Source organism: Bradyrhizobium sp. (assembly GCF_035484855.1).
GTDB lineage: Bacteria > Pseudomonadota > Alphaproteobacteria > Rhizobiales > Xanthobacteraceae > Bradyrhizobium.
The window spans coordinates 1-26,407 of the sequence record NZ_DATHOP010000043.1; the positions used below are offsets into that span (position 1 = coordinate 1).

The 26,407-nt window shown below is 63.6% G+C and carries 26 protein-coding genes; 16 read left to right on the top strand and 10 right to left on the bottom strand.

Annotation, left to right across the window (positions count from 1 at the left end):
* The 5 genes from VK804_RS05635 to VK804_RS05655 all read left to right on the top strand — a co-directional run.
* On the top strand, positions 1-698 hold a 698-nt coding region (locus VK804_RS05635; protein WP_325368715.1), incomplete at its 5' end, for an ABC transporter substrate-binding protein.
* 14 nt (positions 699-712) lie between these two features.
* Entirely contained in the window at positions 713-1,579 is an 867-nt protein-coding gene (locus tag VK804_RS05640; protein WP_325368717.1) for a branched-chain amino acid ABC transporter permease, read from the top strand.
* Positions 1,576-2,565 (top strand): branched-chain amino acid ABC transporter permease, encoded by a 990-nt coding sequence (locus VK804_RS05645; RefSeq protein WP_325368719.1) that lies wholly within the window; start codon positions 1,576-1,578, stop codon positions 2,563-2,565. Before VK804_RS05640 ends, VK804_RS05645 begins: the two co-directional genes overlap by 4 nt.
* A 9-nt stretch (positions 2,566-2,574) precedes the next feature.
* The gene (locus tag VK804_RS05650; protein WP_325368721.1) at positions 2,575-3,318 is read left to right on the top strand and encodes an ABC transporter ATP-binding protein; all 744 of its coding nucleotides are present in this window, start codon (positions 2,575-2,577) and stop codon (positions 3,316-3,318) included.
* Position 3,319: 1 nt separating this feature from the next.
* Complete coding sequence (locus VK804_RS05655; protein WP_325368723.1) at positions 3,320-4,024, top strand: ABC transporter ATP-binding protein; 705 nt, start codon at positions 3,320-3,322, stop codon at positions 4,022-4,024.
* A gap of 208 nt (positions 4,025-4,232) precedes the next feature.
* Here the strand turns inward: VK804_RS05655 and VK804_RS05660 are convergent, their stop codons facing one another.
* From VK804_RS05660 to VK804_RS05670, 3 genes are all read right to left on the bottom strand, one after another.
* The gene (locus tag VK804_RS05660) at positions 4,233-4,610 is read right to left on the bottom strand and encodes a VOC family protein (RefSeq protein ID WP_325368725.1); all 378 of its coding nucleotides are present in this window, start codon (positions 4,608-4,610) and stop codon (positions 4,233-4,235) included.
* Positions 4,611-4,729: 119 nt separating this feature from the next.
* A complete protein-coding gene (locus tag VK804_RS05665; RefSeq protein ID WP_325368727.1) occupies positions 4,730-6,688 on the bottom strand; it encodes an alkyl/aryl-sulfatase in 1,959 nt (652 codons plus the stop codon).
* Positions 6,689-6,823: 135 nt separating this feature from the next.
* The gene (locus VK804_RS05670) at positions 6,824-8,068 is read right to left on the bottom strand and encodes an acyl-CoA dehydrogenase family protein (RefSeq protein ID WP_325368729.1); all 1,245 of its coding nucleotides are present in this window, start codon (positions 8,066-8,068) and stop codon (positions 6,824-6,826) included.
* Between the two features lie 102 nt (positions 8,069-8,170).
* On the opposite strand from VK804_RS05670, the gene VK804_RS05675 reads away from it, so the two are divergent.
* Together VK804_RS05675 and VK804_RS05680 are read left to right on the top strand one after the other, a co-directional pair.
* Complete coding sequence (locus VK804_RS05675) at positions 8,171-8,986, top strand: IclR family transcriptional regulator (RefSeq protein ID WP_325368731.1); 816 nt, start codon at positions 8,171-8,173, stop codon at positions 8,984-8,986.
* Between the two features lie 121 nt (positions 8,987-9,107).
* Positions 9,108-10,082 carry a Bug family tripartite tricarboxylate transporter substrate binding protein gene (locus VK804_RS05680; RefSeq protein WP_325368733.1) on the top strand — a complete coding sequence of 325 codons (975 nt, stop codon included), beginning with the start codon at positions 9,108-9,110 and terminating at the stop codon, positions 10,080-10,082.
* A gap of 202 nt (positions 10,083-10,284) precedes the next feature.
* On the opposite strand, the gene VK804_RS05685 is transcribed toward VK804_RS05680, so the two are convergent.
* Positions 10,285-11,289: an ABC transporter substrate-binding protein gene (locus VK804_RS05685; protein WP_325368734.1), complete on the bottom strand. Its 1,005-nt coding sequence runs from the start codon at positions 11,287-11,289 to the stop codon at positions 10,285-10,287.
* A 106-nt stretch (positions 11,290-11,395) separates the two neighbouring features.
* Between VK804_RS05685 and VK804_RS05690 the strand changes: the two genes are divergently transcribed.
* The 7 genes from VK804_RS05690 to VK804_RS05720 all read left to right on the top strand — a co-directional run bounded on the left by VK804_RS05690 (position 11,396) and on the right by VK804_RS05720 (position 17,629).
* The gene (locus VK804_RS05690) at positions 11,396-12,043 is read left to right on the top strand and encodes a TetR/AcrR family transcriptional regulator (protein WP_325368764.1); all 648 of its coding nucleotides are present in this window, start codon (positions 11,396-11,398) and stop codon (positions 12,041-12,043) included.
* A gap of 181 nt (positions 12,044-12,224) precedes the next feature.
* Positions 12,225-12,995: an ABC transporter permease gene (locus VK804_RS05695; RefSeq protein ID WP_325368736.1), complete on the top strand. Its 771-nt coding sequence runs from the start codon at positions 12,225-12,227 to the stop codon at positions 12,993-12,995.
* A 20-nt stretch (positions 12,996-13,015) separates the two neighbouring features.
* Positions 13,016-14,053: an NAD(P)-dependent oxidoreductase gene (locus VK804_RS05700; protein ID WP_325368766.1), complete on the top strand. Its 1,038-nt coding sequence runs from the start codon at positions 13,016-13,018 to the stop codon at positions 14,051-14,053.
* Positions 14,040-14,864 (top strand): GNAT family N-acetyltransferase, encoded by an 825-nt coding sequence (locus VK804_RS05705; RefSeq protein ID WP_325368738.1) that lies wholly within the window; start codon positions 14,040-14,042, stop codon positions 14,862-14,864. Before VK804_RS05700 ends, VK804_RS05705 begins: the two co-directional genes overlap by 14 nt.
* 12 nt (positions 14,865-14,876) lie before the next feature.
* Positions 14,877-15,932 (top strand): dihydrodipicolinate synthase family protein, encoded by a 1,056-nt coding sequence (locus VK804_RS05710; protein WP_325368740.1) that lies wholly within the window; start codon positions 14,877-14,879, stop codon positions 15,930-15,932.
* On the top strand, positions 15,920-16,711 hold the full coding sequence (locus tag VK804_RS05715; protein WP_325368742.1) for an ABC transporter ATP-binding protein: 792 nt from the start codon (positions 15,920-15,922) through the stop codon (positions 16,709-16,711). Before VK804_RS05710 ends, VK804_RS05715 begins: the two co-directional genes overlap by 13 nt.
* A gap of 132 nt (positions 16,712-16,843) precedes the next feature.
* Positions 16,844-17,629, top strand: a complete 786-nt coding sequence (locus VK804_RS05720; protein WP_325368744.1) for a cupin domain-containing protein — start codon at positions 16,844-16,846, stop codon at positions 17,627-17,629.
* A gap of 7 nt (positions 17,630-17,636) precedes the next feature.
* On the opposite strand, the gene VK804_RS05725 is transcribed toward VK804_RS05720, so the two are convergent.
* Positions 17,637-18,083 carry a MarR family winged helix-turn-helix transcriptional regulator gene (locus tag VK804_RS05725; protein ID WP_325368746.1) on the bottom strand — a complete coding sequence of 149 codons (447 nt, stop codon included), beginning with the start codon at positions 18,081-18,083 and terminating at the stop codon, positions 17,637-17,639.
* 98 nt (positions 18,084-18,181) lie between these two features.
* Between VK804_RS05725 and VK804_RS05730 the strand changes: the two genes are divergently transcribed.
* Complete coding sequence (locus VK804_RS05730; RefSeq protein WP_325368748.1) at positions 18,182-19,507, top strand: MFS transporter; 1,326 nt, start codon at positions 18,182-18,184, stop codon at positions 19,505-19,507.
* 38 nt (positions 19,508-19,545) lie between these two features.
* On the opposite strand, the gene VK804_RS05735 is transcribed toward VK804_RS05730, so the two are convergent.
* The 5 genes from VK804_RS05735 to VK804_RS05755 form a co-directional block, all read right to left on the bottom strand.
* Positions 19,546-20,532 (bottom strand): ABC transporter substrate-binding protein, encoded by a 987-nt coding sequence (locus VK804_RS05735; RefSeq protein ID WP_325368750.1) that lies wholly within the window; start codon positions 20,530-20,532, stop codon positions 19,546-19,548.
* A gap of 193 nt (positions 20,533-20,725) precedes the next feature.
* Positions 20,726-21,106 (bottom strand): cupin domain-containing protein, encoded by a 381-nt coding sequence (locus VK804_RS05740; RefSeq protein ID WP_325368752.1) that lies wholly within the window; start codon positions 21,104-21,106, stop codon positions 20,726-20,728.
* A 32-nt stretch (positions 21,107-21,138) separates the two neighbouring features.
* The gene (locus VK804_RS05745) at positions 21,139-22,545 is read right to left on the bottom strand and encodes an FAD-dependent oxidoreductase (protein WP_325368754.1); all 1,407 of its coding nucleotides are present in this window, start codon (positions 22,543-22,545) and stop codon (positions 21,139-21,141) included.
* 13 nt (positions 22,546-22,558) lie between these two features.
* Positions 22,559-23,263 (bottom strand): SDR family oxidoreductase, encoded by a 705-nt coding sequence (locus tag VK804_RS05750; protein ID WP_325368756.1) that lies wholly within the window; start codon positions 23,261-23,263, stop codon positions 22,559-22,561.
* Between the two features lie 60 nt (positions 23,264-23,323).
* A complete protein-coding gene (locus tag VK804_RS05755; protein ID WP_325368758.1) occupies positions 23,324-25,126 on the bottom strand; it encodes a thiamine pyrophosphate-binding protein in 1,803 nt (600 codons plus the stop codon).
* Between the two features lie 162 nt (positions 25,127-25,288).
* Between VK804_RS05755 and VK804_RS05760 the strand changes: the two genes are divergently transcribed.
* Positions 25,289-26,182, top strand: a complete 894-nt coding sequence (locus VK804_RS05760; protein WP_325368760.1) for an IclR family transcriptional regulator — start codon at positions 25,289-25,291, stop codon at positions 26,180-26,182.
* Positions 26,183-26,407: the final 225 nt, after the last annotated feature.

Consider the following 26,407-nt stretch of genomic DNA (forward strand, 5'->3'; position numbering starts at 1 on the left):
AGCTCGTCGGCGACAAGCCGAAAGTGGCCGTGATCTTTGAAAACACCGCGTTCGGCACCTCGACCTCCAACGGCCTGAAGGAACTGGCGCCGGGCGAGGGCGTCGAGATCGTGATGTTCGAGCCCTATTCGGCTGGATTTACCGACGCGAGCCCCTTGATCAACAAGGTCAAGTCCTCGGGCGCCAATGCGCTGTTCTCGGTTTCTTACCTGAACGACCTCATTTTGATCGTGCGGACCGTCAAGCAGTTCGGCCTCAACGTTTCGATCAACGGCGGCTCCGGCGGCTTCGTCATTCCGGACTTCTACAAGAATGTCGGCAAGCTCGCCGAAGGCTTGCAAGGCGTCGCGCACTGGAACCATGACGTCAGCGACAACGCACAGAAGGTCAACGCAGAATTCAAGAAGCGCACCGGCGATTTCGCATTCGAATATGCCGGCGGCCTGGTCGCGCAGACCTTCATGCTGGCGGACGCGCTGGAGCGCGCAGCCTCCGCCGATCCACAGAAGGTCCGGGAAGCGCTGTCTACGCTCGATGTATCTTCCGGCTATGCGGCGATGGCCCCCGGCGGCAAGGTCAAGTTCGGACCCGACGGCAAGAACATCTACGGACACCCGGTCGGCGTGCAGTGGCAAAACGGCGACCTCGCCAGCGTCTTCCCGAAGGAAGACGCCCGTGCGCCGCTGATGAAAATCTAGAGCCGGCCAATACGATGTGGGAGACAGTGGCCCAGGCCGTGATCAACGGCCTGCTCATCGGCGGGATTTACGCCCTCGTCAGCATCGGCGTCACGCTGATCTTCGGCGTCGTCAAGATCGTCAATTTCGCCCAGGGCGAATTCGTGATGATCGGGATGTACATCTCCTTCTTTCTCGCCAACCAGTTCGGCGTCGATCCGCTGCTGTCGCTGTTCGTGACCATGCCGGTGCTGTTCGTGATGGGCGTCCTGATCCAGCATTTCCTGATCCGCCGGGTGCTGGGGCCAAACGACATGCCGCAGATTTTTCTCACCTTTGCGCTGTCGCTGCTGCTGCTCAATCTCGCGCTGATGCTGTTCACGGCGAACTATCGCACCGTCCATACCTCCTATTCCGACGCCGCGTTTCATGTCGCGGGCCTCTACATTCCCGTCGCCAAACTGATCGCCTTCGTCGTCGCGATGCTGCTGAGCGCCGCGCTCTGGGTGTTCCTGCACACCACCGATCTCGGCAAGGCGATGCGGGCGGCGGCGCAAAACCGCGACGTGGCGATGCTGATGGGCATCAACCCCAACCGCGTGTTCTGCGTCGCGCTCGGCATCGCGTTGGCGCTGGCCGGCGCCGCCGGCTCGCTGCTGATGCCGTTCTATTCGGCCTATCCTTTCGTAGGTCAGGTCTTCACGCTGATGGCCTTCGTCGCCGTGGTCATGGGCACGCTCGGCAATGTGCTGGGCGCGCTCATCGCCAGTCTGTTGATGGGGGTCGCCGAGTCCCTGGGCATTCAATATATCGGCGCCGACTCCGGATTGATCGTGGTGTTCGCGCTGCTGCTTTTGACCCTCGCCATTAAACCCACCGGGCTTGGAGGCAAAGCGCGATGACCACGCAGCGCCTCCACACCCGCAACCTCATCTTGCTGGCGATCGGGATCGCGGTTGTCATCGCCTTGCCGCTGGTCGTCACAAGCTCGTTTGCGATCGACATCTTCATCCGCATCCTCTTGTTCTCCTTCATCGGCGTCGCCTGGAACCTGATGGGCGGCTATGCCAAGCAGCTTTCGCTGGGGCACGCCGCCTATTTCGGGCTGGGCGCCTACACCTCGACCATCTTGCAGATCGATTTCGGCATCTCGCCCTGGATCGGCATGATCGCCGGCGGCGTGGTCGCCATGCTGGCGAGCCTGCCGATCGGCTGGCTGTGCTTTCGCCTGCGCGGTCCCTATTTTACCATCGCAACGATCGCGACGGCGCAAGCGCTGATGCTTATCTTCCTGAAATTCCGCGATCTGGCCTGGGGCGCCGAGGGCACCACGATTCCCAATCTCGGCAGCGCGCCGCTGATGATGCAGTTCGAGACCAAGGCGTCTTATTATTATGTCGTGCTCGGCCTGCTCCTGCTCGGGCTCGCGATTACCTGGGCGATCGAACGCTCCTGGATGGGCTACTACCTCGTCGCCATCGGCGAGGACGAGGACGCGGCGGAAGCGATCGGCGTCAACGCGCCAAAGATCAAACGCGACATCTATCTGATCAGCTCGTTCCTCACCGCATTGGCCGGCACCTTCTACATCCAGTACATTTACTTCATCGATCCCCCGACCGCGTTCTCCTTCAACATCTCCATCGAAGCGGCGCTGGTGTCGATCGTCGGCGGCATCGGCACCCTGTGGGGTCCGGTGATCGGCACGGTGCTGTTGGAGACGACGTCGACCCTGCTGCAGAGTTGGCTCGGCAGCTCGATCGGCGGCGTGCAGCTCACCGTCTACAGCCTGATCCTGATGGCGGTGATCCTGTGGCGACCGACCGGGCTGATCGGCCTGTTCGGCGAAGCCTGGCGGCGCATCAGCCGCAAGCCGGTGCGGGCGTAAGGGCACACCATGGCAGATGCGCTCGTCATACGTGGCCTCAACAAGCGCTTCGGCGGCCTGCGCGCCGTGCAGGACGTTAGTTTTACGGTGAGGGAGAACGAGACCCTCGCCTTGATCGGACCGAACGGCGCCGGCAAGACCACGAGCTTTCATCTCATCACCGGTTTTCACCGGCCGGACTCCGGTTCAGTCTCGGCGTTCGGTCGCGACATCACCGGCCTCAAGCCCCATGACATCTGCGCCCATGGGCTGGTGCGCACCTTCCAGGTGGCAAAGCCGTTCGGCGCCATGACGGTGCTCGACAACGTCATGACCGGCGCGTTTTTGCGCGACAGGCATGTCGCTGTCGCACGCGACATGGCGCGCGAGGCGATCGAGTTCACTGGCCTGTCGGCGCGAATGCTGACCGCGGCCAAGGACCTCACCACCATCGACCAGCGCCGGCTGGAGATGGCGCGGGCGCTGGCGACGCAACCCAAACTGCTGCTGCTCGATGAGGTGATGGCCGGGCTCAATCCCGCCGAGATCGACCAAGCGGTGGCGCTGGTCGGCAAACTCTCGCAACGCGGGCTCACCATCGTCATCGTCGAGCACGTGATGCGCGCGATCATGGCGGTCGCGCGCCACATCGTGGTGCTCGATCACGGCCAGAAGATCGCCGAAGGCAGCCCAAAGGAAATCGTGGAGAACCCCGAGGTGATCCGCGCCTATCTCGGCTCCTACGTGCACCCACCGACAGCAGGAGAGATCTAGAGTGCTCAAGCTACAAGGCATCAGCGCCAGCTACGGCTCGGTGCCCGCGATATCGGATGTCTCGATCGAGATCGGCGAAGGCGAAGCCGTCGGCCTGCTGGGCGCCAACGGCGCCGGCAAGAGCACGACGCTGCGCGTCATTTCCGGCCTCGTGAAACTCAAATCCGGCAATGTCACATTCGACGGCATCGATCTGAGATCGCTGCCGCCGCACCGGATTCCGGAGCTCGGCATCGCCCATGTCCCGGAGGGACGCCAGGTCTTTCCCGAGATGACCGTGCATGAAAATCTCGAGATCGGCGCCTTCGTGCCGAAGGCCAAGGCCGAGCGCAGCCGCACGCTGGAACTGGTCTACGGCATCTTTCCGCGGCTGGCCGAGCGCCGCAAGCAACTCGCCGGCACCATGAGCGGCGGAGAGCAGCAGATGCTCGCGGTCGGTCGCGGCCTGATGCTCAAGCCGCGGCTGTTGATGCTCGACGAGCCCTCGCTCGGCCTTGCGCCCGTGATGACCGACGTGACCTTCGAGAAGATCGGCGAGATCCACAAGATGGGTACCGCGATCCTGCTGGTCGAGCAGAACGTCAGCCGCGCGCTGTCGCTGGTATCGCGCGCCTATGTGCTGGAAAGCGGCAACGTCATCATGCACGGCACCAGCGCGGAGCTCGCCGGCAACAAGCAGGTCCAGGCCGCGTATCTGGGGATCTGACGCGGCATATTGCGACCACAAGACGCGACACACATAATCTCTCAACGTCGTCCCCGCGCACGCGGGGACCCATAACCACAGCCGTTGGCGATTGCACGAAGGCCGTCGAACAGCGTCTCTCAAAACAAAGGCCGCGGCATATGGGTCCCCGCGTTCGCGGGGACGACGCATCGTGTGATGCGTTCGCCACCGGGTTCAAACCCCCGGGTCACGTCATCCGGTGCAAGGCGCAGATCTTGTTGCCGTCGGGATCGCGCAAATAGGCGATATAAAGATTGCCCGTCGGGCCTTCGCGCACACCCGGCGGGTCTTCGCAGGTCTTGCCGCCGTTGGCGATGCCGGCCGCATGCCACGCGTCGGCCTGCGCAGGAGAACTTGCGGCAAACCCGATGGTGCCGCCGTTGGCGTGGCAGGCCGGCTTGCCGTCGATCGGCTTCGATACCGAGAATACCCCGGTCTTGGTCATATAGAAAATGCGATGGCGGTCGACCCGCGCGGGCGGAATATCAAGCGTCCCAAGCAAGGCGTCATAGAACGACTTGGCCTTTTCCAGATCGTTGGTCCCGATCATGACATGCGAAAACATCCTGTATTTCCCTCCTGTTTAATCAGCGAGCGATTGAAGCCGCTCTCCGCCCGATCTTTTACGGAATCAACACCGGCTGCGCCAGTCCAAAGGAGAAATTGGCGTGCCTTCAGCCCCACTCAGCTCACCGCCGTCCGCCGTGGCTCGACGATCTCGAACATCCGCGGAAATTCGTCCATCAGGCCCATCAACTCGCCAAACCGCATCGCATTGCCGGTGAATTTGATCTTGCCGGCGTCGACCGCCTCCGGAAAGGTCGTCTGCTTCGCGATCACCTCATCAAACGTGACGCGCGCCAGCGTAAAGCCGGCATCCGCCGTGGCGGCTGGGGCGCCCTCGACATAGGTCAGCGCACTGTTCTCCAGGGTCAGAACAAACATCTCGCCGGTATCGGTAAAATTCCAGTTCAGTACGATGTGCTTGCCTTCGGCCTTTGGGCCGTTGAGCCGGATACCGAGCAGGTCCCACAATTGACCGGTGCGCAACGCGGCGACCGTCTCGCGCGGCATCGGCGGACGCGGCGAGGCCTTCGGCATGCCCTGCCGCAATTCCTGTGCGCCGAACAGATAGGCGTTGCGCCAGGTCGCGCTTTCGGCGGCGTAACCGAGCTGCTCGAACGTGTCGGCGAGCAGCGCGCGCGCCGCCTGGTTCTCGGGATCGGCGAACACCAGATGGCTGGCGGCCTGCGCCACGAAACGAAATTCGCCCTTCGCAAAATCAGCCCGCCCGCGCGAAAGGATCGCATCCGCGCCGCCCATATATTCGACATACTTCTTGCCGGATTCAACCGGCGGCAGCGGATCGAGGTTGGCGGGATTGGCATCGTACCAGCCCAGGTATTTCTGATAGATCGCCTTCACATTGTGCCGGATGTGGCCGTAATAGCCGCGCCCATGCCAGGCGCCCTCCAGGCTCGCCGGCAATTTTATCGCTTCCGCGATCTCGGTTGCCGTCAGCCCGTGATTCATCAACCGGATGGTCTGGTCATGCGCGAACTTGTAGAGATCGCGCTGCTGGCGGATCATGGTGTCGATGCGCTCGGTTCCCCACACCGGCCAATGGTGCTGGCCGCACATCGCATCAGCCTTGCCGCCCCACATCTGCAGCGCCTCGCCGAGATATCCCGACCAGGCCAGCGCGTCGCGCACGTCGGCGCCGCGGAACGGCAGCAGATTGTGGAAATTATGCGTGCAGTTTTCGGCGAGGTTGAGAAGCTTGTAGCGCGGAATGAAAAAATGCATCTCCGCCGGCGCCTCGCTGTTCGGCGCCATCTGGAATTCGAATTCAACCCCGTCGATCACGCGCTTGTCGCCGGTCGCCATGATCAGGTCGGTCGGGCGCAGCAGCTTGACCGAGCCAGCGGCCATCGACTTGCCGAGCCCGCAATCGACCTGCCCGCGCGGTCCCTTGGCGAGCAGCGGCCCGAACTGATATTGCGCGCGCCGCAGCATCGCCGGCCCCGCGATGATGTTTTCGGAAACCGCGTGCTCCATGAAGAGATTGGGCGCGATGATCGGCACGCGGCGTGAGGCCAGCATCTCGTCGTCGAGCACGCCGCATGCGCCGCCGTAATGGTCGGTGTGGGTGTGGGTGAAGATCACGGCGGCGACCGGGCGCCTGCCGCGGCGCTTGAAATAAAGCTCCATCGCGGCGCGCGCGCCTTCGATCGAGGTCAGGGTATCCACCACGATCACGCCGCTGTCGCCCTCGATCAGCGTCATGTTGGCGATGTCGAGGCCGCGGATTTGATAGACCCCGGGTACCACCTCGAACAGGCCGTGGTTCATGTTGAGCCGCGATTGCCGCCACAGGCTGGGGTTGACGGTCGCCGGCGCAGTCTGCTCGGACAGGAAGCCGTAGGGCTTCAGGCTCCAGACCACGCGCCCTTGCGGGTTGGTGATTTCAGCGTTTTCCAGCGTGCCGAGAAAGCCGCGCGAGGCATCGTCGAAATCGCGCGTGTCCGAAAACGGCAGCGCGTTGAGCATCGCATCCTGCAGAGCGACGACCGAGGGTGAAGCGTCCTTGGGAGTTTCCTTTGGCGCGTCCTTGGATGGTTCGCTGGTGGCTGTCTGGTTCATGGTGTCGTCCTTCTCAACAGATCGCTCATTGGTCATGGCGGGGCTTGACCCGGCGATCCACGTCTTTCTTGCTGCCACACTGCCAAGACGTGGATGCCCGGCACAAGGCCGGGCATGACGAACTCGGCTCCGGAATCACGTCGGATGCGCCGCGAGATAGGGCGAGTCCGCAATTGTCCATGGCGGCATCGCCTCCATGCGAAAGATCTGGCGCAAATGCACTTCATCGGGCCCGTCGCCAATCCGCAACAGCCGTCCCCACGCCAGCGCCTGATGGATCGGCGTATCGTCGGAGCCGCCCATCGCGCCGAACACCTGCATGGCGCGGTCGGCGATCCTCTGCAGCATCGCCGGCACCGCGACTTTTATGAGCGAGACGTCGCGCCATGCGCCGTGATGGCCGGCCTGATCGAGCCGCCAGGCGCAGCGATAACAGAGCAGGCGCGCCTGCTCGAGCTCGACGCGGGATTCCGCGATCCAGCGCTGGATCATGTCATACTGGATCACCGTGCGTCCGAATGCGCAGCGTTCCGCCGCGCGCACCATCATCAGTTCGATCAAGAGTTCGCACAAGCCGATCGAGCGCATGCAATGATGGATTCGCGCCGGCCCGAGACGGACCTGCGCCACCTTGAAACCTTCGCCTTCCTGGCCGAGCAGGTTCTCCCGAGGAATCCGGACATTGTCGAAGGCGAGTTCGCCGATCGGCGCGGTGTGATCGACGCAGCCCATCCAGCGCAGCGGCCGCACCAGCCGCACGCCCGGCGCATCCATCGGCACGATGACGCAGGAATGGCGGCGGGTGCGGTCGGCATCCGCATTGGTCACGCCCATCACGATGAGAAAGCTGCAGCGCGGATGGGCGGCGCCGGTGATGAACCATTTACGCCCGTTGATGACGTAATCGTGGCCGTCCCGGATGATCGTGGTTGCGATGTTGGTCGCATCGGAGGAAGCCACGTCCGGCTCGGTCATGCCGAAGGCCGATCGGGTCTTGGCTTCGAGCAGCGGACGCAACCAGCGTTGCTTCTGCTCCCGCGTGGCGCAGTTCTGCAGGGCGATCATGTTGGGCACATCGGGCGCCTGGCAATTGAAAGCTTCCGGCGCCCAAAACAGCCGGCCCATGATCTCGGCCAGCGGCGCGTATTCGAGGTTTGAAAGCCGCGTACCCGGCTCATCGTCGGCGAGTTCGGGCAGGCCGAGATTCCACAAGCCCGCGTCGCGCGCCTTCTGCTGGAGTTCGACCATGAAGGGCGGCGCATCGCTGGCCTGCGCGGTGTGTTCGAGCCAGGCACGATGGCGCGGCAGCACCTGCTGGTCGAAGAATGACTGCAGCCGTTTTCGCAATGCCTCGGAGGTTGCCGACAGCTCGAAATCCATGGGGCCTTCCCTCTAGTGGGCGGTATATAATCGTATATCGATACATAATGCAAATTCGTTTCGATATATTGACAAAACTGTAATATTGTTCATTATTCCTGAATGGTACCGACATCATCGCCCCAAGGTATTTCGGAGCTTTCCCGGTCAGGCGACCCGATCGATCCGTCGTTCGCAACCACGCTGGCGCATGGGCTCGATGTGCTCGCCGCTTTCCGCAACAGCAGCGGCTCGCTGTCGAACGCCGATCTTGCAAGCCACACCGGCCTGTCGCGGCCCACGGTGTCGCGGCTGACCTACACATTGGCGCAGCTCGGCTATCTCAAGCGCGACGCACGGGGGCGTTTTGCGCTCGGCCTCGGCGTGCTGGCCGCCGCCTACCCCGTGTTGTCGGCCTTGAAGGTGCGGCAGCTGGCGCGGCCCCTGATGCGCGACTTCGCAGCCTATACCGGCGGCACCGTTTCCATCGCGATGCCGTTCGGCCTCGATTTCATCTATGTCGAAACCTTGCGCACTACGGATGCCGTGCCGCACGTGCCCGACGTCGGCTTCACAGGAACGCTCGCGACCACCGCCGTCGGCCGCGCCCTGATGTCGCTCGCCACCCCGGATGAAGTCCAGCAATACCTGCAGGCCGTCAAATCGGAGCGTCCGGACGAACTGGACCATGTCGAGAAGCGGATGCTGCCCGACATCGAGTCGTGCCACGAGCGCGGCTTTGCGGTTTCGCTCGGCGAATGGCGGCGCGAAATCTTTGGCGTCGCAGCACCACTCTATCGCAACGAAGCCGGTGACCGCCTCTCCGTGAATTGCGGAATTCCCTCGTTTCGCTTTTCCGCCGAGCAGATCGAGCGCGAATGCGGGCCACGGATACTGGGGCTGGCGCGAAGCATAAAGTCGCTGGTGGAAAATAGTTAGAGAAAGTCGTCATGCCCGGGCTTGTCCCGGGCATCCACGTCTTCGCTGCATGTGTAAGAAAGACGTGGATGGCCGGGACAAGCCCGGCCATGACGAAAAAAGTAAGGCACGGGAGGAAACAATGAATGGGCTGAAAACGCTTGGCCTTGCCGCGGGCATCGCCGCATTGCTGCTGGGCAGCGGTGCGCGGGCGGAGAGCGATTTTCCCAACCGGCCGATTCACGTCATCGTGCCCTACCCCGCCGGCGGCATCGTCGACATCGTCGCGCGCGCAATATCCGAGCAGGTCGGCCGCGACCTGAAGGTGCCGGTCGTCATGGACGACAGGCCCGGCGCCAACAGCAATATCGGCACCGCTCTGGCGGCGCGCAGCGCGGCCGACGGCTACACCTGGCTGGTGACGGGACCGGCGGTGCTGGTCAATCCTGCGCTCTATGCGGACGCCGGCTGGGACGCGATGAAGGATTTCAAATGCGTCGGCGTCGCGGTCTGGAACCAGAGCGTGGCGCTGGTGGATCCCGCGATGCCGGCAAAGACCCTCGCCGAATTCATAGCACTGGCGAAAAGCAAGCCCGGAGAATTCAACTTCGGCAATCCCGGCACCGGCTCATCAATCGACTTGACCGCGCAGAAACTGTTCCAGGCGGCAGATATCAAGCTGGCCAATATCGGCTATAAGGGCCAGCCGCCGGCGCTGGTCGATCTGATGACCGACCGGATGCATTTCGAAATCGTTTCGCTGGCACTGGCGCTGCCGCACATCAAGGACGGCAAGGTCAAGCCACTCGCCGTATTCACCGAGAAGCGCGTCGCCGACCTGCCCGACGTGCCGACGATCGCCGAAGCCGGATATCCCGGCGCGTCCTACGTGTCCTGGTATGGCATCTACGTGCCCTCGGCGACGCCGCAGCCGATCGTCGACAAGATTCACGACGGCATCAACAAGGCGCTGCAAAATCCGGACGTGCAGCGCACGCTATCGGTTGCCGACATCCCTGGCGCGCCGATGCCGCTTGCCGATCTCGCGAGCCTGATGACGGCGGATTACGGGAAGCTGACGAAGGTGGTCAAGGATTCCGGGATGAAGCCGCAGTAGTTTATTCTCGTCATGGCCGGGCTCGTCCCGGCCATCCACGTCTTGCTTTCCAAGGCGTTGAAAAGACGTGGATGCCCGGGACAAGCCCGGGCATGACGGCGCGGTAGTCGCAGATAATCTCGTCATTGCGAGGAGCGAAGCGACGAAGCAATCCAACTTGCTTCCCTAAAACTGGATTGCTTCGCTTCGCTCACAATGACGATTACTTCTTCACCTTGCTGGCGTCCATCTTGATCGAGGTATCCAGCATCTTCGTCGTGAACGCGTCCTCGACGTTGAACGGCTTCTCCATGCCGAGATAGGTCTGCACCAGTTCGTAATCCTTCTTCATCCGCTCGCCGTCGATCCAGCCGAGCGCCTTGGTGGTGGTGAACTCGTCGGTCATCAAGAACTTGATGCGCTCCCACTGACGCAGCTGGTTTTCCTCGTCAAGGCCGGAAACCTGGTCGAGCAGCGCCTTCAGGCAGGGCGCGACGTCGGCGACGCAGGCGGCGAACGCCTTCTGGCTGATCTTGACGAAATCCTCGACCAGTTTCGGGTTTTTCTGCAGATACGCGCCGTTGACGATCAGCGAGTTGCCGTAGGGGTTGAGCCCGATCTGCTTCCAGTTCAACGAGCCGAGATCGCTCCCGAACACGATCTCCTTCTGATCCTGCTCGTTATAGAAATCGCTGATGATATCGACGGTGTGGCTCTTGAGCGATGCGATCTTCGCGGTCGGCCCGACATTGACGAAAGTCACCGAGTCGGGCGCGATACCGGCCGCCTTGGCGAAGGCCGGCCACATCACCCGCGAGGCGTCGCCCGGCGGGTTGCCGATCTTGTGGCCGGGAAAATCCTTCACTCCGTTCACGCCGTAACTCTTCAGCCAGTAGAAGGTCTGTCCGGTGTTGGCGTAGATGCTCATCAGTGCCACGTCGTCGGCGCCCTTGCTGCGCGCCACCAGCATGGTGGCGAGATCGGCGATGCCGAACGGCGAGCCGCCGGAGCCGACCTTCAGCGCCGAGACGCCGGAGCCCTTGCCGACCTCGATGGTCAGATCGATGCCGGCCTTCTCGTACCAGCCCTGCGCCTTGGCGTAATAGAACGGCGAATGGTCGGCGGTCGGCGCCCAGTTCAGGATCAGGTTGACGGGCTCGGCGGCCTGCGAGGGAACGGCCGGCGCGGTCAACGCGAACGCCAATGCGGCAATTCTCAGAACTTTCATGCCAACCCTCCTCGCTTACCGCCGTCCCGACAGCCTTGTCGCGGCCCTTCCGCAGGTTTACCAATGCAACAAGGGAAGCACAAAATTGTCAACCGTCTGGTTGGAAATGCCGAAACAACGATCAACTGGCAAAACGCCGCAGCGGCGCGACCCCGTCGCCACACGGAAAAAGCTTTTGACGGCCGCGCGGCGCGAATTCGCGCGCCGCGGACTTGCCGGCGCGCGGGTCGATGAAATCGCCGATCGCGCCGGTGTCAACAAGCAATTGGTCTATCATTATTTCGGCGACAAGGATGCGCTCTACCTGGCGGTACTGGAATGGGTCTATGAGGAGATCCGCGCCCAGGAACGCCAACTCAACCTCGAGGGACTGCCGCCGCAACGCGCCATCCGGAAGCTGATCGAGAGCTCGTTCGACCACCTCGCGCGGCATCCGGACTTCATCGTGCTGCTCAACGACGAGAACCGCAACGGCGCCAGGCACGTGCGCGCTTCGCTCAAGATCGAGGACATGCATTCGCCGCTGGTCAGCCTGGTCTCGAAGATCCTGAGGGAAGGCGTGCGGGAGGGCGTTTTCCGCAAGGGTATCAACCCGGTGCATCTCTATATCTCGATCGCGGGCCTGAGCTATTTCTACTTCTCCAACACGCCGACGCTGTCGGCTATCTTCGGCAAGGACCTGTCGAGTGCCGCCGCCCGCCGCGCCCGCCGCAGGCACGTGGTCGATTTGGTGATGCAGGCGCTGCGGCCGTGACCACATTTTGTCATTCCGGGGCGATGCGAAGCATCGAACCTGGAATCTCGAGATTCCGGGTTCGCGCTAACGCCCGCCCCGGAATGACAAAGCGGACACAATCAACCAAATGGTTGAAAGGATGACGGGATCGCGTTAGATTTAGCGGTACTCGCTGTAGCGAGACAACCCGGAGACCAACTTGTTCACAGATGGCCTGCGCCCGGCCCGGACCTTTGCGATCATCCTGATCGTGCACCTAGCCGTGATCTTGCTGTGGCAGGTGCTGGTCGACGCCTTTCACGTGCCGAAATTCATCCTGCCCTCGCCGCTCGCCACCCTGGCGACGCTGGGTTCGGCAAAATATGCGTGGGCCTCCAACCTCGCCGTGACCGCGGTGGAAATCCTCGGCGGTTTCGCGCTCGGCGCTCTCGTCGGCGTCACGCTCGCGGTCGTGTTCTGCTGGTCGCCGCTCTTGAGCCTGATGTTGCTGCCGTTGTTCGTGACCTTGAACATGATCCCGAAGGTGGCACTCGGCCCGCTGTTCATCGTCTGGTTCTCCTACGGCATCTTTGCCAATATCCTGATCGCGTTCTCGATCTGCTTCTTTCCGATCCTGCTGACGACCGCGCGCGGCCTGAGCGAGGTGGAACCGGACCTGCTTGATCTCGTAAAATCGCTGCGCGGCTCGCGCTGGACGCTGTTCCGCAAAATCCAGTTGCCGGGCGCGCTGCCTTACGTGTTCTCCGGCATGAAGGTCGGCGCCATTTTGGCGGTTGCCGGCGCCATCGTCGGCGAATTCATCGCCAGCGAGCGCGGGCTCGGCTATCTGATGATCCAGGTGCAGTCCTCGCTCGATACGCCGGCGATGCTGATGGCGGTGGTGCTGCTGACGCTGCTGGGAGTCGCGCTTTATGGGTTGGTGCTCGGCTGCGAGCGGCTGTTCGTGGTCCGCGACGTGCGGCTGCAATGAAAAACAACACGGGACGAAAAATGCTGCTGACGCGCGACACCTTGCCGAAGACAATTCCTGACATCGCAGCACTGGATGAGTTGCTGTGCCGGCCGAGCCAGCCGCTGATCGACGATCTCAACAAAATCGACGGCGACATCATGATCCTCGGCGTCGCCGGCAAGATGGGGCCGACGCTGGCGGGCCTCGCCAAGGCCGCCGTGCCCGGCCGCCGCGTCATCGGCGTGGCGCGCTTCAGCGAGCCGGGGTCGAAAGCGTGGCTGGAGGCGCGCGGCATCGAGACCATCGCCGGCGATCTGCTCGACGAAGCCGCGATCAAGCGGCTGCCGAGGGTGCAAAACATCGTCTTCATGGCCGGCCGCAAGTTCGGCGCCGAGGGCGACCTGTCGTTGACCTGGGCGATGAACGCGCATGTCCCAGCGCTGGTCGCGCAGGCGTTTCGAGATTCGCGGATCGTGGCGTTCTCGACCGGCTGCGTCTATCCCTTCGTGCCGGTCGATGGCAAGGGCGCGGATGAAAATCTCGCGCCCAATCCGTCCGGCGAATATGCGCAATCCTGCGTCGGGCGTGAGCGCATGTTCGAATATTTCTCGCGCCAATTTTCGACGCCCGGCCGGTTGTTCCGGCTGAATTATGCGATCGACATGCGCTACGGCGTGCTGCACGACATCGCGACCAAGATCGTCGCGCGCGAGCCGATCGATGTCAGCCTCGGCCATGTCAATTTCATCTGGCAGGGCGACGCGTCTGCGCAGGCGTTGCGCTGTCTGGCGCATTGCGACACGCCGACCTCGCCGATCAATGTCAGCGGCCACGAGATTCTGGCGGTGCGCGATCTCGCCGCAAGACTCGGCGCGCGGCTCGGCTGCGAGCCGATCATCGTGGGCCGCGAGGAGCCGACCGCGTGGCTCACCGATACCTCAAAAGCGGTCAAGATGTTCGGCCTGCCGATCGTCGACACCGAACAGCTGATCGCCTGGACCACGGACTGGGTGGCGCGCGCGATGCCTAGCCTCGGCAAGCCCACCAAATACGAGGTGCGCGATGGCCGCTATTGATCAGGCCGAGATCGTCCGGCTTGGTGCTGCCGACGCACGCGCGGGGCTAGCGTTGTCGACCGAAGCGCACTGGAACCAGAACGAATCCGACTGGCGGTTCTTCCTGACCAAGGGAGACGTGTTTGGCGTGCGCGACCGTTTTGGCCTCCTGATCGCAACTGCCGCGCTGTTGCCCTACTCGTCTGACAATGCGTGGATCAGCATGGTGCTGGTGACGGAAAGCTGGCGCCGCCGGGGGCTCGCGACAAGATTGGTCGACGCCTGTCTCGCCGCAGCGGCGAAACAAGGTTTTACGACCTGGCTCGATGCAACACCGGCGGGGGCGACCGTCTACGGCCCACTGGGATTCTTGCCGACGTTGCAGCTGCGGCGATTGCGGTTGGAGAGCACCAGGGCGGAAGCGGCGCCGTCATTGTCGGCCTGCGATATCGACGAATTCATCGCTCGCGACGGCAGCGCGATGGGTTTTGACCGCGGCGTACTCCTGAGAGAACTCAGTGGACGCCAGGGGTCGCGGCTATTGTCGAACGGCAAAGCAGCCGCGCTGGTGCGCGACGGCCGCAAGGCGCGGCATATCGGCCCGGTATTCGCTAATCGGCCGGAGCAGGCGCTCGCCCTCGTCAACGCAATCGTACGTTCGGAAGCTGCGACCTTCCTGATCGACGCCGTCAACGAGCAGGAAGATTTTTTGCAGGGCCTGACACACTCGGGCTGGAACATCGAGCGACCGTTTCAGCGCATGCGGTTCGGCCGCACTTCAGCGCAAACCGCAAAACCGCCGTTCGCCGTCGCCGGCCCGGAATACGGATAGGGATTTCGTGTCATGCATCATAGCCAGATGAAATCCGAGGTACGGCGGCTGATCGCCGACGGCACGGTGATCCCCGCCCATCCGCTGGCGCTCGACCAAAGCCGCAAGCTCGATATCGTGCATCAGCGCGCGCTGAGCCGTTACTACATCGACGCCGGCGCCGGCGGGCTCGCGGTCGGCGTCCACACCACGCAATTCGCAATCCGCGACGTCGGCCTGTACCGGCCGGTGCTGGAACTCGCCGCCGAAACGGCTGATGCCTGGACCAGGCGACCGCTCGCAATGGTCGCAGGTCTCGCCGGCCCGACCAGGCAGGCGGTTGCGGAAGCCGAAATCGCGCGCGGCCTCGGTTATCATGCGGGCCTGCTCAGCCTTGCCGCGATGAAATCGGCCTCTGAGCACGAGATCATCGCCCATTGCGAAGCAGTCGCGCGCGAAATTCCGCTGGTCGGCTTTTATCTGCAGCCGGCGGTCGGCGGCGTTATCCTCAGCACCGATTTCTGGCGGCGCTTTGCGCTGATCGACAATGTCATCGCCATCAAGATCGCGCCATTCAACCGCTATCGCACGCTGGACGTGCTGCGCGGCGTCGCCGCCGCGGGCGCGCTCGACCGCGTCGCGCTCTATACCGGCAATGACGACCACATCCTGCTCGATCTGACCTTGCCGTTCGACCTGCGCGACAGGGGCGTCACCACCCGCGTCCATATTCGCGGCGGCCTGCTCGGCCACTGGTCGGTATGGGCGGCAAGCGCCATAAGACAATTCGAGATGTGCCGCGCGGCGCGGGGCAAGGCCGCATTGCCGGCCGATCTGCTCGCGCTCGATGCCCGCGTCACCGACTGCAACAGCGCCTTCTTCGACGTCGCCAACAATTTCCACGGCTGCATCGCCGGCTGCCACGAAATCCTGCGGCGGCAGGGATTGATGGCCGGCATCTGGTGCCTTGATCCCGCCGAGGGCCTGAGCCCCGGCCAGATCGAGGAAATCGACCGCGTCTGCAACGCGCACGCGGATCTGAGCGACGACGATTTCGTCGCCGCCAACCTCGAGAAATGGCTGGCATGAGCGAGCCGCCAGACCCCTTCATCCGGCTGCGCAATGTGCGAAAGGTCTATCGCTCGCGCGGCCAGGAGTTTCTGGCGGTTTCCGACGTCACCATGGACGTGCAGGAAGGCGAATTGATCTCGCTGGTCGGCCCCTCCGGCTGCGGCAAGACCACCGTGCTGAAGATTCTTGCAGGCCTTCACGAGGCCGACGGCGGCATCATTAGAATCGGCAACGCGCGCACCCCGTTCGATCCAGCGCGCGACATCGGCATGGTATTCCAGCAGGCGCTGCTCCTGAAATGGCGGACCGTCCTCGACAACGTCCTGCTGCCCGCTGAAATCGTCGGCCTGCCGATGAAGGCGGCGCGCTCGCGAGCGCGCGACCTGCTCAACCTCGTGGGCCTCGCGGGCTACGAGGACAAATACCCGCAGCAATTGTCGGGCGGCATGCAGCAGCGCGCCGCGATCGCGCGCGCCTTCATCCATGACCCCAAACTGATCTTGATGGACGAGCCGTTCGGCGCGCTGGACGCATTGACGCGCGAGCAGATGAACCTGGAAATGCTGCGAATCTGGCGCGAGAGCGGCAAGACCATCATCTTCGTCACCCACTCGATCCAGGAAGCCGTGTTCCTCGGCTCGCATTGCGCCGTCCTCACCGCGGGGCCGGCGCGGATGGCCGAATATTTTCCGATTCTGCTGCCGTTCCCCCGTGCGCTGCCGATCAAGACCACGGACGAGTTCGGCGCCTATGCGCGGCGGATTTATGCGAGCCTGGGGCTTGGATCGAGCGCCTAGGGCAAACGGTGGCAGCTACGTCTCCTTGCGACGCACCATCCGCGACCTTCCGCAGCGCAAGGCGTAACAATTGCCTTCATTGACGCATCATCGGAAAATGGTATCATTTGTTACCAATCCGCGGAGGCTGCCATGTTGCAATCCGTTCGCCGCCCGAGCGGCAAGGTCTATACCTGCGATGCGATCGAGATGGCCTGGGCCGCGATGCCGCGCCCCGGCCTCTACCAGAAGGTGGTGCGCGCGGACGAGGCCAAGGGCCGCTATCTCGGCCTGATCGCTTTCGATCCGCTGACCCGCATCGGCCTGCATCAGCATCTGGGAACGGCGATCAGCTATTTTCTCGACGGCAGCCTGCATGACTATGACAGCGAAGCGGTTCGCGGCCAGGCCGGCATCAATCTGAAGGGCGCAACGCACGATGCGCTGGCCTACAACCGATGCATCATCGCGGCGCGGCTGGAGGGACCGGTTCTCTATCCCCGCGCCGACGGCGCCGAGGCGCGTGTCCACACCGGCGCCCGTGCCGCCGATTTCGTCAATCCCAATCCCGAAGCGCCGCCGGAAATCAACGTCACGGTCGACACCCTTCGCCCGTTCGCGACGACGATCGGCGGCGTGAGCCGGCGAATGATCTTCGACTACCGCGAGACCGAGGACAACCGGCGCTTCGTGCAATTGTCGCTATTGCCCGGCGCGCGCATTCCAGTGCACCGGACCCGCGACCTCGTCGAGTTTTTCGTCATCGCCGGCGACCTCACCATCAACGGCGTGAAATCGGTGGGCGGTACCTTCGCGATCGTAGAGCCGGGCACGGAGATCGATGTGAGTTCGGAGTTCGGCGCAAAAGTCCTGGCCTGGGCCGAGGCGCCGATCGATTGGGCGGACGGCGCGTCACGGCCGGACGTCTATGGCTTCTGAATTGCGCTTACGTCTTGGGGTCCGGCAGCGTTCGGACGTGGGCGATCAACTTGTCGAGCGTCGCGACCAACGCCCGGCGTTGCGCCGGATCCAGCACGGCGAACAACGCCGCTTCGCGCTCGTGCGCGCCGGGGGCGATCCGGTCGAAAACAGCGAGCCCCTTCCGTGTCAGGCGGAGCGCCGCGCGCCGCTGGTCCTTGTCGTCGGTCGTGCGCTTGAGATTGCCGGATCGTTCCAGCGCGCGGATCGCCCGGCTCACGGCCATCTTGTCGAGGCCGAGCATCTCGGCGATCTCGGATGCGGCGGCGCCGGGACGTCCCGCGACCGTGAACATCACCCGCCATTCGGCGAGCGTTATCTTGTAACGGCGCGCATAGAGCCGGCCGAACGGGCGCGCCGTGAGATTCACGAGCACGAGAAGTTTGAGGAAGGCGGAGCGATCTAGCGCCAGCATGAGCCTTCATATCGCCTAACGGTGCAATGGCGCCAGCCCAACGATAAGCGTTTGCGAATTCTCAATTTCGCAAGAGTGGGGAAAACAGGAGGAAATCGATGTCGCTTTCGCAGGCGATTGCGCCCGACCGTCACGTCGACCGGGCCGGGCTGTGGGCGGTGTTCTTGTCCAGCCTCGGCGGGGCGCTGGAATTCTACGATTTCATCATCTTCGGCACCTTCGCTGCCTATCTTTCGAAGGCCTTCTTTCCGGCCAACGACCCGACGGTCTCGCTGCTCCTGACCTTCGGACTGTTCGCCGCCGGCTATCTGGCGCGGCCGGTCGGAGGCATGGTGTTCGGCAGCCGCGGCGACCGGGTCGGTCGGCGTCACTCCTTCCTGCTGTCGCTGGCGACGATGTCGATGGCAACGATCGCGATGGGGCTGGTGCCTTCCTATGCGACCGGCGGCATCGCCTCGACGCTGGCCTTCATCGCCCTGCGCCTGATCCAGGGCTTCTGCCTCGGCGGCGAACTGCCGGGCGCGATCACCTATGCGGTCGAGGTGGTTCCGCCGCAGCGGGCGACGCTCGCCTGCGGATTGGTGTTCGGCTGCGTCAGCGCGGGCGTGCTGATCGCGACCGCGGTCAACCTGGCGCTGAGCAGCAATCTCTCGGCTGAGGCCATGCAGGACTGGGGCTGGCGCATCGCGTTCTTCTTCGGCGGGCTGTTGGGCGTCGGCAGCTGGATGCTGCGCCGCGCGCTCGAAGAGAGTCCCGCCTTCCTGCGCATGCGCCAACGCCTGACGGAGGCGGCAGCGGCTGGACAGAGCGGCCGCGGTCCGCTCGCCGAGCTTTTCGAAAACCATTGGCGGCGGATCGTGTTGGGCATTTGCGCGACCTGCATCGTCGCCGCCTTCAACGGCCTGTTGTTCGCGCATATGGGCGCTTATCTCGGGCGCACGCTGAACTATCCGCCGCCAAGCATCGGCGCCGCGTTGAACGCGGCCAGCGCCGCCACGTCGGTGTCGCTGATCGCCGCCTGCTGGATCGCCGATATGGTGCCGCGCCGCTTCGTGTTCCAGCTCGGATGCCTGGCGATCGCGCTCGGCGCCTTTCCGGCCTATTCGGCGATGGTCGGCAAGTCGATGCCGCTGCCGATGCTGTTCTTCTGGATCGGTCTCGGCGCCTGCGGCACCCACGGAACCTTCGCAGCGATCCTGGCCGACCTGTTCCCGACCAAGGTGCGCTTTTCCGGGGTTGCCTTCTCCATGAATATCGGCGCGGTGATCTTCAGCGGCATCGGTCCGCTGCTCGCCACCTGGCTGATCGTCAAGACCGGCCAGTTGACTTCGCCCGCCTACATTATCGTCGGCTCGGCAATTCTGTCGTTCTTCGCGGCGTTCCTGCTGCCGCGCTATAGCGGTCACATCGGTCGCGAGGATTGAGTCTGACTCCTGCGCAAGGCACGCTAAAGCGTCAGGTCTCATTCAACCACTTCGTCGGCAAGCGCCAGCACCGTCGCTGGAATGTCGAGGTTGATCGATTTTGCCGTCTTGAGGTTGAGCACGAACAGATAGCGCGTCGGTTGCTCGAATGGCAGCTCGGCGGGCTTTGCGCCCTTGAAGATCCGATCGACCATGGAGGCGGCGCGTTCGAACGATTCCTTCAGGTCCGGCCCGTAGGACATCAGGCCGCCTTCGTGCACCAGCGGGTCGTATTCGTAGATCGCCGGCAGCCGGTGCGTGGCGGCATAGTCGAAGACGCGCTTGCGATTGAGAACGGTGAGCGAGTCAGAGACCATCAGGATGGCATCCGGCGGCTCACGATCCATCACGGCAAACGCCTCGTTGAAATCGTCGGGCTCGCGGACTCCCACCGCCTGCACTTCGACCCCCATCGCCTGGGCCGCCTTCGCCGAGGCGTCGTAGCGCAGCGACATCCCGAGGTCGTCCTTGTTCCAGAGCATCGCGACCCGGTGAAGTCTTGGCAACAACTCCTTGAGCAGGCCCAGCCGCTTGGTGCTGAGTGTCGTCGCGACATCGGAGATGCCGGTGATGTTGCCTTCCGGCCGCGCCAGATTGGTCACAAGGCCAGTCGCGACGGGATCACCGACGCCGAACGCCACGACGGCGGGAATGCCGGCGACCTTGGCCGCGACCGCCGCGGGATAGCCAAAGACCACGATGGCGTCGAGCTTGGCTGCCTTCAACTCGTCCATCAATTGCGGAAGCGGCGTCGGTTGCCCGGGCGTCCCATGAGGTCCCTCGAAGGCCAGATTTTGTCCAGGCAAATAGCCAAGCGAGGCTAGTCCAGCGAGCAGAAGTTTCGCGTAAGGTGCGGATGGCGGCAAAGGGCCGCCGGGACTGACGAGGGCAGTGCGAAGAACCTTGGCCGGCGTCTGCGCAGCGATCGCGCGGGGCGCGGCAAGCGCCGCGGTGCCAAGAAGGACTATGAACTCGCGCCTTTTCATGAATGCCTCCGTGTGATGTGGTGATCCTAGCAGGCGGCTGCCGGCAACGGCACTAAATCGCGCACGATCAAGGTCCGTTGCCAGAAATGTGACGACTTCGGACCGTCGCATCGCTAACCGCGGCCCGGCATCACCATGTTGCTGATCGTGCAGGATCGCGACCGGCGTCTCGAACGAGGTGGCCCTTGAATGGTCAGACGATCTTCTCGTCGGTCACCGGCGAAGTAACCACCAGAAACACCAGGTCGACAAGACCCGAATTCGAGATCGCATGCTCCACGCCCGGCGGCAGGAAGATAAAATCGTGCTTGCGCACCACGTGGTTCTTCCCGGCGATCTCCATCAGCCCCTCGCCTTCGAGCACGTGATAGACCTGCTCCTGCACCTGATGCTTGTGACGCGCGACATGCGCCATCGGCTGGTACATCGAAATCCGGTAGTCGATATGACGAGAGCCGGCGGTCTCCGGCATCACCAGCGGTTTTGACAGCGCGCCGCCAAAATGATTGGGAAATTCGCGCCACGGTACTTCGGCGATGTTGCGGATGAAAGCGCCGCTGTTTTCCGATACCATTTTGTTTCCTCTCGTGTCAGCGCGGACCAATGTTACCGTCTTTGCAGGAAGCCGATAGCCTCTCGGCCCGCAATGTGTCCAAAAACCAGCGCGCGCAGCACCGCGACCGCATTCGGCGCGGTGCCGTAAAAATGTCCGGTGGTTTCTCCGGCGGCGTACAGCCCCGGGATCGGCCCCCGTTCGCTCAACACTTCCGCTCTTTCGTTGGTCGCCAGCCCTCCAAAGGTATAGGCAATCGCGCCGACCAGGGGATAAGCGAGATATGGCGGCTTTTCGATCGCGCGCGCCCAGTTCGATTTCGGCGGCTGCAGCGTCGCGGCCGCCGCCAGGCCATCGCAACGCGCGGCGTCGAACCGCGCGGGGTCGCCGGTCGCGGCGGCATTGAACGTCTCGATGGTTTCTTTCAGTTGGCTCGTCGGGACTTCGATCTGCACCGCGAGAGCTTCCACTGAATCGGCTTGATAGGGCGGCACTTCCGACCGAATCGCGCGCTCAAAACCGTCGATGTCGAACAGCCTGGAATCGAGGATCGCATAGGCGATACTGCTCGGCCGGGCAAAATGGATGTCGCGGGCAAACGTCTCCCAGGTCTCGTGCATCAGGCCGCCGCCTTCGTCGAAGAAGCGCCGCCCGTCCTGATCGACGACGATGCCGTAGGGATAGACCAGCACGACCGGCGCAGAATTCTTGCTGCGCGGGTCGACCGGCTCGATATGCATACCGTTCCAATCGCCGGAAATGCTCGCGCCGTGATCGGTCGCCACGCGGATGCCGTCGCCGGTATCGAACTGCGTGCCCGGCGAAATCGGCCGCAGTGTCTCGGCACGGGGCCCGAAATGCGCACGCATCATCGCGGGGTTGGCCTGGAAACCGCCGGTGGCGAGAACGACGGCATCGGCATTCAGCGTGGTGGTGATGCCGTCGCTGTCCTGAACGGCGACGCCGCTGACGCGATGGTCCTCCCCCATCACCAGCCGCGTCACCGAGGTTTGGTAGAGAACCTTCACGCCCGCGCGTTTGGCGGCGGCGGCGAGTTTTTCGACGATAGCGCTGCCGCCACCGACCGGCTGGATGCGCGCCGGGCCGGTGCTGAGATAATAGAGCGGCGTGATGAATTCGACGCCGTGTCCTTGCAGCCATGAAATCGTCGCGGTCGCCTGCTCGGCGAGCGCGCGAAAATAGCTGCGATCGGCCAACCCGCCGGAAGCCCTGAGCATGTCGTCAACAAAGCCGGGATCGATCCGGTCGGGCGCGTCGAGCCGCATGTTCGACGGCGACCAGCGTGTGTTGCCGCCGGCGTCAGGCTCCCGCGCCTTCTCCAGCAGGGTGATCTCGATCGACAAGCCCACACTTGGAGCTCGCTCCGCAGCTGAAACAGCAGCGGCGAGCCCGGCCGCCCCGTGCCCGACGACAATGAGTTGTGGAGGGGTTCGCGGCATCGGCGTACGCGGCTCAGGTGACCAGCGCGCCGCCGTCGAGATAGACGATCGATCCCGTCATGAAGCCGATGGTCATGAAGGCGAGGATCTGGCGGGCGACATCCTCGCCGACGCCGACGCGGCCGACGGGGAGGCTCGCGGCGGTCTTGGCCAGCATGTCGCGGCGCGCGGCTTCCGGCATCGCGGCGCGGATCGGGGTGTCGATGATGCCCGGCGACACCGCGTTGACGCGCACCGGTGCGAGCTCGAGCGCGAGCGCCCGGGCCAACGATTCCAGCGCGCCATTGGCAACGCTGACGATCGCGGAATTGGGCCGGGGCCGAATGCTCAGGAAGCCCGAGACCAGCGTGAGCGATCCGCCGGCACGGATTTCCGCTGATCGCGCGACCCGCCATGCGCCCCAGAGTTTTCCTTCCAGGGTGCCGCGGACGTCTTCCATCGCCACCGTCTTGAACGGGCCGGTCTTGAGCTGCGCCGCCGTGACCACGACATGATCGACCGGGCCGCAGGCGCGGAACAAATCCTCCACGCTCTTGTCGCTGGTGACGTCGGCCGGTATCGCCCTGGCGCCAATCGTGCCGGCGACCGCATTCAGGCGGTCAGCGTTGCGGGAGGCGATGATGACTTCGGCCCCCTCGCGGGTTGCGAGTTCCGCGGTGGAAAGACCGATACCGGACGAACCACCGACGACCACGACCTTCTTGCCTGAAAGCATCATTTTGTTTCCTCGATATTTTGTTGTGTCGAAAAGATAGAGGCCGTCAGGCGAACGAGGCGATCACGTCGGCTCGTATTGCGTGCCGATGCCGGGCTTGCTTCGTCCGAGCCCCGGAAGCTCCCAGACGCCGGCGCCGGAGGGGTTGATATCGGCGGCGATGTCGACGTCGATCAGATAGGGCTTGTTGGCGACAATCCCCTTGCGGATGGCTTCGCCGAGATCGCCGGCGCGATCGACGCGGACGCCTTCGACGCCGCAGGCGCGGGCCATCGCGGCAAAATCCGGATTGTAGCGCTCGCCGCTCACTGGATCATGGAAGTCGGTAGCGAGTTCGCGGCCGCCGAGATAGCCACGCTGCAGGCCGCGGATCGAGGCATAGGCGTAATTGTTCCAGACCACCCAGACGACGGGGAGATTATATTCGACCGCGGTGCCCAGCACGTTGGCGTGCATGAAGAACGCGCCGTCGCCGCACACCGACACGCAGGGCCGGTCAGGGGCGGCGAATTTCGCACCCATCACGCCGGCGACGCCAAATCCCATCGGGCCGAAACCCATCGAGCCGATCAGGGAGTCGGGCCGCTTCGGCTTGCAGAAGCTCAAAAGCCAGTTGTGGTGCACGCCGATGTCGCTAACCAGGATCGCGTCTTCCGGCAGCGCCTTGTCGATCTCGAGCGCGGCGCGCTGCGGATTGATCGGCGTGGTGTCGTCGGAGAAACCGGGGGCAACGAACCGGTCCCATTCCTTGCGATAGATGTCGATCTGCGCCAGCCATTTTAGGCGGGCGTCCGCGCGCTTGGTGAGATCGGCGCGGTGATCGAGCTCGGCATGAATCTGCCGCAGGAAGGTACGCACATCCGCCATCAGCCCGAGCGCGACCGGATAGTTGCGTCCGATTTCTTCCGGATCGATGTCGACATGAATCAGGCGCGTCGGCGGGATGGTGAAGGAGTAACCGGGAATCCACGAACTCGAGGTGCGGTCGTCGAAGCGCACGCCGAGCGCCAGCAGCACGTCGGCCTGCCGCGTCGCGTGATTGGCCTGATAGTGTCCGGCACGCGCGACGAGGCCGAGCGCCAGCGGATGATTGCAGTCGAGCGCGCCGAGGCCTGAAGCCGACGCGGCGACCGGGATCTGCAGCCGCTCGGCGAGCTTGCGCAATTCTTCCGCCGCCCCGCCGTAGCGCACGCCCTGGCCGACCAGCATCACCGGCCGCTCGGCACCAAGCAGCATGTCGACCGCTTTCACCACGCCTTCCGGATCGGCGCCGCAGCGGCTTGAAATATTGCCGTTCCAGGCCTTCGCGTTCGGCGCCTCTTCGGCCGCCGATTCCATGAACACGTCGAAGGGAACGTCCAGCACCACCGGGCCCGGCCGCCCCGTGGTCATGGTCTTCCATGCTTGCCTGACCGCCAGCGGCACCATCTCGCCGCGCGTCGGCTGGAACACTTTCTTGCAATAGGAGCGCACGGTGGAGGGGAAATCGGCCTGGTAATGCCGATACAGTTCCTGGAACGCGCCGCGGTTGAACTGGCTGGTCGGCACATTGCCGGTCACCGCCAGGAACGGCACCGAGTCGAGAAACGCATTGCCGAGCGAGATCGGCAAGTTGGCCGACCCCGGGCCGCAGGACGTGAAGGTCGCGGTCGGCCGTCCCGAGACGCGATAATAAACGTCGGCCATGAAACCCGCGACGCTCTCGTGATGCACCGAAATGGTCTTGAGCTCGTCGGAGCGTTCATACAGCGCGTCGATGAACTGGATGTTGCCGTGACCGCACAACCCGAACACCTGCGGCACCTTTTCCTGGATCAGATAGTCGACGATGACCTGGGCGCCATTGAGCGCGTTGCGTGGCGACATCGGATCTCTCCCTGACCGTTCGACTGCTCATGCGGATCGGCGCGGCGAATTTCGCGCACCGACACTGCTCGGGCGGCCGGCACCCTATTTCTCATAATACTGTACGTCAAACTATATTGTGGTAGACTATCTTCCGCACCATCGCCCCGGAGACCTGCCCCTGTGAGAGCGCGACCCAAGCCAAAGACCCCGGAAAAGGTGGCCAGTCCGCGCAAGGCCGCGGTCGCCAGGCTGGTAGCGCCGCCGGCGCGCGACATCGACGACGATGCCGATGACCGGCAGCGCGTCGGTGTGCAATCGCTCGGCCGCGCCTTTGCGATCCTCGAAGAGGTCGCGCGGCATCGCGAGGGGATCGGGCTTGCAGAACTCAGCAAGCTGGTCGGCCTGCACAACTCCACCACCTTCCATCTGGCGAAAACCATGGTGTCGCTGGGCTACCTGCGCCAGGAAAAAGAGACAAAGCGCTACCGCGTCGGCCGGCCGCTGTTTGCGCTCGCCGCCAGCGCGCTCGACGAAATCGAGATGGTGAATGTTGCAACCCCCGTGCTCGAAGAACTGTCGCGGGAAACCAGTGAAAGCAGCCACTTTGCCGTGCGGATGGGCGACGCCGTCGTGGTGATCGCCCGCACCTCCGGCCCCGGCGCGTTTCAGCTCACCGACCGCGTCGGCGTGGTGCGCCCCGCCCATTGCACCGCGCTCGGCAAGATCATCCTTGCCTCGCTGCGCCCGGATCAGTTGAAACGTTTCCTCGAACGCGTCGACATGAAGCCCTCGACCGCGAAATCGATCACCGACGTTGCGGTATTGTTGCGCGAGATCGCCGAGATCAGGCGCACCGGGATTGCCTTCGACGACGGCGAGTTCAATCCGGAAGTGCGCTGCGTCGCCGTGCCGGTCACCGATTTCACAGGCACCGTGATCGGCGCGCTCGGAATTTCCGGCCCGATCTGGCGCTTGTCCAACCAGGCGTTGCACAATAGCGCACAGATCGTGCAAGCGGCGGCGGCTCGGCTGTCCCGGGAATTCGGCGCCAAAGGCGCGGCGAGTTCTCCTTAAGGACGAAGCCTGACGATGCTTTTGACATTGACAGCGGCGACCGCCTCCGAAAATATCGTCCAATAATAGAAAAACGCCTCTCACATTCTCGGATAGACCGGAATTGAAGGGGGGACATCGCGAAAAGCGCCCTTTGGGAGGAGACCAACGATGACCCGCACCAGCCGACGAACCCTGTTGAAGGCCAGCGCCGCCTTTGCCGGCGCCGCGACGCTCGGATTTCCA

What these genes read in the sequence shown, in the direction of transcription:
- VK804_RS05640 (WP_325368717.1), top strand. Translation starts at nt 713, where the DNA reads ATGTGGGAGACAGTGGCCCAGGCCGTGATCAACGGCCTGCTCATCGGC.
- VK804_RS05645 (WP_325368719.1), top strand. Translation starts at nt 1,576, where the DNA reads ATGACCACGCAGCGCCTCCACACCCGCAACCTCATCTTGCTGGCGATC.
- VK804_RS05650 (WP_325368721.1), top strand. Translation starts at nt 2,575, where the DNA reads ATGGCAGATGCGCTCGTCATACGTGGCCTCAACAAGCGCTTCGGCGGC.
- VK804_RS05660 (WP_325368725.1), bottom strand. Translation starts at nt 4,610, where the DNA reads ATGTTTTCGCATGTCATGATCGGGACCAACGATCTGGAAAAGGCCAAG.
- VK804_RS05665 (WP_325368727.1), bottom strand. Translation starts at nt 6,688, where the DNA reads ATGAACCAGACAGCCACCAGCGAACCATCCAAGGACGCGCCAAAGGAA.
- VK804_RS05670 (WP_325368729.1), bottom strand. Translation starts at nt 8,068, where the DNA reads ATGGATTTCGAGCTGTCGGCAACCTCCGAGGCATTGCGAAAACGGCTG.
- VK804_RS05675 (WP_325368731.1), top strand. Translation starts at nt 8,171, where the DNA reads ATGGTACCGACATCATCGCCCCAAGGTATTTCGGAGCTTTCCCGGTCA.
- VK804_RS05680 (WP_325368733.1), top strand. Translation starts at nt 9,108, where the DNA reads ATGAATGGGCTGAAAACGCTTGGCCTTGCCGCGGGCATCGCCGCATTG.
- VK804_RS05685 (WP_325368734.1), bottom strand. Translation starts at nt 11,289, where the DNA reads ATGAAAGTTCTGAGAATTGCCGCATTGGCGTTCGCGTTGACCGCGCCG.
- VK804_RS05690 (WP_325368764.1), top strand. Translation starts at nt 11,396, where the DNA reads ATGCCGAAACAACGATCAACTGGCAAAACGCCGCAGCGGCGCGACCCC.
- VK804_RS05700 (WP_325368766.1), top strand. Translation starts at nt 13,016, where the DNA reads ATGCTGCTGACGCGCGACACCTTGCCGAAGACAATTCCTGACATCGCA.
- VK804_RS05705 (WP_325368738.1), top strand. Translation starts at nt 14,040, where the DNA reads ATGGCCGCTATTGATCAGGCCGAGATCGTCCGGCTTGGTGCTGCCGAC.
- VK804_RS05710 (WP_325368740.1), top strand. Translation starts at nt 14,877, where the DNA reads ATGCATCATAGCCAGATGAAATCCGAGGTACGGCGGCTGATCGCCGAC.
- VK804_RS05715 (WP_325368742.1), top strand. Translation starts at nt 15,920, where the DNA reads ATGGCTGGCATGAGCGAGCCGCCAGACCCCTTCATCCGGCTGCGCAAT.
- VK804_RS05720 (WP_325368744.1), top strand. Translation starts at nt 16,844, where the DNA reads ATGTTGCAATCCGTTCGCCGCCCGAGCGGCAAGGTCTATACCTGCGAT.
- VK804_RS05725 (WP_325368746.1), bottom strand. Translation starts at nt 18,083, where the DNA reads ATGCTGGCGCTAGATCGCTCCGCCTTCCTCAAACTTCTCGTGCTCGTG.
- VK804_RS05730 (WP_325368748.1), top strand. Translation starts at nt 18,182, where the DNA reads ATGTCGCTTTCGCAGGCGATTGCGCCCGACCGTCACGTCGACCGGGCC.
- VK804_RS05735 (WP_325368750.1), bottom strand. Translation starts at nt 20,532, where the DNA reads ATGAAAAGGCGCGAGTTCATAGTCCTTCTTGGCACCGCGGCGCTTGCC.
- VK804_RS05740 (WP_325368752.1), bottom strand. Translation starts at nt 21,106, where the DNA reads ATGGTATCGGAAAACAGCGGCGCTTTCATCCGCAACATCGCCGAAGTA.
- VK804_RS05745 (WP_325368754.1), bottom strand. Translation starts at nt 22,545, where the DNA reads ATGCCGCGAACCCCTCCACAACTCATTGTCGTCGGGCACGGGGCGGCC.
- VK804_RS05750 (WP_325368756.1), bottom strand. Translation starts at nt 23,263, where the DNA reads ATGATGCTTTCAGGCAAGAAGGTCGTGGTCGTCGGTGGTTCGTCCGGT.
- VK804_RS05755 (WP_325368758.1), bottom strand. Translation starts at nt 25,126, where the DNA reads ATGTCGCCACGCAACGCGCTCAATGGCGCCCAGGTCATCGTCGACTAT.